This is a genomic window from Sphingopyxis sp. (genome assembly GCF_016463645.1).
Lineage (GTDB): Bacteria > Pseudomonadota > Alphaproteobacteria > Sphingomonadales > Sphingomonadaceae > Sphingopyxis.
The window spans coordinates 1-3,859 of record NZ_JAEMQX010000211.1 but is presented as its reverse complement, the minus strand read 5'-3'; the positions used below and the strand labels follow the sequence as shown (position 1 = coordinate 3,859).

Sequence of the window (3,859 nt, the reverse complement as noted above, 5' to 3'; positions counted from 1 at the left end):
CGATTGCTGCCGGTCGGCTATTGAGCCGAAGCTGTCGGAAAGCTGCCGTGGCGAAGAATCCGGATCAGCCGTTCCCGAGGCGCTGCGGTGATCGTAGACCTCTTGAAACCCGAAAATCGCTCCCTAATTTTTTTGGTGCCGGAGGCCAATTCCGGGTCCGGCTGGACATAGAGAGCGCCGGCTCTCCATACCGGCGCATCTCATGCCCAGATTGCTTCAGTAAGGAGGATTTGGAAATGAGAACCAACTTTGATTTTACGCCTTATCGGCGTTCGACGGTCGGCTTCGACCGCCTGTTCGACCTGCTCGAGACCGAGCCGCGCGGCGACGTCGCGGAAGGCTATCCACCGTTCGATATCGTGAAGGACGGCGAGGACAGCTACCGGGTCACGCTCGCGATCGCGGGTTTCCGTCCCGAAGAAATCGAGGTGATCGCGCAGCAGAACCAGCTCAGCGTCACCGGCAAGCGCGCCGCGAGCGACAGCAAGGACGCCTATCTGCACAAGGGCATCGCGATGCGCGACTTCGAGCGGCGCTTCCAGCTCGCCGACTTCATCGAGGTCGGCGGCGCGAGCTTCGAGCATGGCTTGCTCAGCATCGAGCTGAAGCGCGTCGTCCCCGAGGCGATGAAGCCCCGCAAGATCGCGATTGGCAGCGATCACCCCGTCGCCGACCGGATCGAGGCACCGCAGGACAAGGCGCGCGAAGCCGCCTGATCCGACAGAAAAGGGTTCGTCGGCGCCAGTCCGTAAGGAATGGCGGCCGACGAGCCATGCCTTCAACCCTCATGCCAGAAAGGAGATGAACCATGGCAATTCGTGATCTCATTCCCTGGAGCCGGCACGAGAACCGGCTTCCCGTGCCCGTGCGCGCCGAGCCCGGGCAGGACCAGCCGGGTCCCCTGCTGTCGCTGCACCGCGAGATGAACCGGCTGTTCGACGATGTCTTTCGGAGCTTCGGCGGATTCGAGCGCGCAGCCGGCTGGCCGCACATCGAACTCGCCGAAACGGGCAAGGATATCCGCGTAACCGCGGAACTTCCCGGCCTCAGCGGGGAGGACGTCGAGATCAGCGTCGAGGATGGCGCGCTTACCCTGCGCGGCGAGAAGCGCTCGGAGGTCGACGACAAGGATCGCGGCTATTCGGAGCGGAGCTACGGCCGCTTCGAACGGCGCATCGGGCTACCGCGCGGGATCGACCGCGATCAGGCGAGCGCAACCTTCGCCGACGGTGTGCTCACCGTCACCCTGCCGAAGACCGAGGCGGCAAACGAGACGGTTCGCCGAATCCCGATCAATGCGCAGGCCGCATGACGAACAGGTCCGGGACGTCGGTCCCGGGCCGATCGCCAACGACAATGTCGCGGGTCCCGACTGGCGGTGCTTTCCGTCCGGCGCCCACGCGATTCTCGAACCGGTGCCGTCCGCGCCCTATCGTCGGCCGGGCGCATCCCGTTGGCGGCTCCGCTTCGCACCGCGCTGGCGGCCGGAGCCCGACCCGCTGACCGGATGGACGGGAGGCGGCGATCCGCTTGCCACGATCGAACTGCATTTTCCCGACCGGACGACGGCCGAGGATTATTGCCGCCGGCAGGGGCTCTGTGTCGCGCGCGCCGATGACGGCCCGCGGCGTCCGATCCATCCGCGGCTATCGGGCGATCGGCCGCCAGTCCTTTGCTGTTCGCCTACCGGCCCCCACGCGATGTGCTGCGGGCGATACCCGATCGCGAGCGATCCCTGCGGCGGCGGGCATGCTCGCGCGATGGTCGGCTGACGTCGAGCGCCGGGCTGTTTGCGGAAAGGCACGTCATGACGCTCCGCTCGCTTCGGGACGCGGTCTCATCGAACTGGCCGCTGTGGGTGCCCGCCGCCGGCCTGGCCGCGCTTTGGCGGCATCCGGCAGGAGCGGATACGATCGCGCTGGCGCTGACCGGCGCGATCCTCGTCGGCTGCATCCTTGCGGCGGTCCATCATGGCGAGGTCGTGGCGCACCGGGTCGGCGAGCCGTTCGGCACCCTGATCCTCGCGGGCGCCGTCACGATTATCGAGGCCTCGCTCATCCTGTCGATGATGCTGAGCGGGTCGGCGAACCCCGCGCTGCCGCGCGATACGGTGTTCGCCGCGATCATGCTCATTCTCAACGGTGTCGTGGGCGGCTGCCTGCTCGTCGGCGGCATTCGCCATGGTGAGCAGCGATTCGTGCTCGAGGGCGTCAATGCCGCGCTATGCGTGCTGGCGGCGATGGCGACGCTGGTGCTGGTTCTGCCCGGAATGACGTCGGGCGCCGAGGCGCACCGCTATACGGCGCCGCAGCTCATCTTCGCCGCGATCGTGTCGACGCTGCTCTACGCGACCTTCGTGTTCGTCCAGACCGTTCGCCACCGCGACTATTTCCTGCCCGAAGGCGTGGACGCGCTTGCCGGCGACGCGCATGCCGCGCCGCCGAGCGCGTGCTGGGCGGCAGTTTCGCTCGGCTTCCTTCTCGTCGCACTCGTCGGCGTGGTTCACCTTGCCAAGATGCTGGCCAAACCGCTCGAAGCGGCGATCGCCGCCGCGCTGTTGCCGCGCGCGCTCGTCGGCGTCGCGATCGCCGCGCTCGTCCTCGCCCCCGAAAGCCTCGCGGCCCTCCGTGCCGCGCGGCGCAACCGCCTGCAGACCAGTCTCAATCTCGCGCTGGGGTCGGCACTTGCCACGATCGGGCTCACGATCCCGACGGTCGCGACCGCGTCGCTCGTCATGGGCTGGCCGCTGTCGCTCGGCCTCGACGGCAAAAGCACGACATTGCTCGCGCTGTCGCTCGGCGTCGCGATCTTGTCGTTCGGAACCGGCCGAACGACGATCTTGCAGGGCGCGGTGCATCTCGTGCTGCTGGCCGCCTATATCTTCACGATGGTCTTTCCCTGATCGCCGGGCCGACCTCCCCGGCTCGCGTCCAGCCCGCCCCTCCGACAGCGGCGCAGGCGAAGTAAACACTGCGCGGTCACCGGATCGAGAATATATCGCTGGCCGCACACCATTCGGCCGGACCGATCAGTTGCGGATGCGCGACCCGGACCGAATGGAGCGCAGCGGCGATCTCGCGCCGCCAGTGATCGAGGAAGTCGAGGAGCACCGGGAAGTCGGGCGCGAGATCATAATCCTGCCAGACGAAGAGCTGGAGCAGCGACGGCGCATCGGGGCGATAATAATGCACCTCGGCCGTCGTCAACCGATAGCCTTCGAGCTGGGCCGCCAGCGCGCGATCGCTCATGAACCGGCCGCAGGGTGCTCGCTGCCCCCATCGAGCGACCGCAGCGCGGCGAGCACATCGTCGACGGGGACCGCACGCCGCACACCGGGCGGTTTCCGGAGCGCGGGCTTGTTGCGGACCGCGGACCGGTCCGATGCCCAGGATGCGAGAAGGGCGCGCTTGACCTCGGGCTCGAGGCTCGGGTGACGCGCCACGTCGAAGGGATGAAGAAAACGGGAAAATGGCTCGGACATGATCGTGCCTCCTTCCTTGTAGCCTTTCCTTTCTCGTCGTGCGGCAGGGTGCCGAGACCACAGATTTTGGAACGGAAGCGAGTCGAGTCAAGGGGTCTCAGCCCGTTGATTACGGGCATTTGCTTGTCACCCCACCACACGCAGAAAAAATTTTCGCCGAACCTCTTGAAGCAAAAAAAATCGCTTCCTAGCTCATCCGCGCCGCGCGTCCCGGACAGGCGTGCCGGCTTGTCATATCGTTATGCAACATGGAGGTTATGCATGCATTTCCGTCCCTTGCACGACCGTGTGGTCGTCCGCCGCATCGAAGCCGAGGAGAAGACCTCGGGCGGCATCATCATCCCCGACACCGCCAAGGAAAAGCCGCAGGAAGGCGAG

Annotated in this window: 6 protein-coding genes and 1 pseudogene; 5 read left to right on the top strand and 2 right to left on the bottom strand. The window is 66.3% G+C overall.

Annotation, left to right across the window (positions count from 1 at the left end; translation table 11 throughout):
• Window positions 1-236 precede the first annotated feature (236 nt).
• From JHC57_RS21595 to JHC57_RS21580, 4 genes are all read left to right on the top strand, one after another.
• On the top strand, window positions 237-716 hold the full coding sequence (locus JHC57_RS21595; RefSeq protein WP_294032637.1) for an Hsp20 family protein: 480 nt from the start codon (window positions 237-239) through the stop codon (window positions 714-716).
• 92 nt (window positions 717-808) lie between these two features.
• Window positions 809-1,312 (top strand): Hsp20/alpha crystallin family protein, encoded by a 504-nt coding sequence (locus tag JHC57_RS21590; protein WP_294032636.1) that lies wholly within the window; start codon window positions 809-811, stop codon window positions 1,310-1,312.
• A complete protein-coding gene (locus JHC57_RS21585) occupies window positions 1,296-1,772 on the top strand; it encodes an NADH dehydrogenase ubiquinone Fe-S protein 4 (RefSeq protein ID WP_294032635.1) in 477 nt (158 codons plus the stop codon). Before JHC57_RS21590 ends, JHC57_RS21585 begins: the two co-directional genes overlap by 17 nt.
• A 35-nt stretch (window positions 1,773-1,807) precedes the next feature.
• Window positions 1,808-2,902, top strand: coding sequence for an ionic transporter y4hA (locus tag JHC57_RS21580; RefSeq protein ID WP_294032634.1), 1,095 nt, complete (start codon window positions 1,808-1,810; stop codon window positions 2,900-2,902).
• A gap of 76 nt (window positions 2,903-2,978) precedes the next feature.
• On the opposite strand, the gene JHC57_RS21575 is transcribed toward JHC57_RS21580, so the two are convergent.
• A complete protein-coding gene (locus JHC57_RS21575; RefSeq protein WP_294032633.1) occupies window positions 2,979-3,248 on the bottom strand; it encodes a protein usg in 270 nt (89 codons plus the stop codon).
• Entirely contained in the window at window positions 3,245-3,481 is a 237-nt protein-coding gene (locus tag JHC57_RS21570) for a hypothetical protein (RefSeq protein ID WP_294032632.1), read from the bottom strand. The genes JHC57_RS21575 and JHC57_RS21570 overlap by 4 nt, the downstream gene beginning before the upstream one ends.
• 261 nt (window positions 3,482-3,742) lie before the next feature.
• Between JHC57_RS21570 and JHC57_RS21565 the strand changes: the two are divergent.
• A pseudogene (locus tag JHC57_RS21565) lies at window positions 3,743-3,859 on the top strand (co-chaperone GroES); the annotation flags it as partial.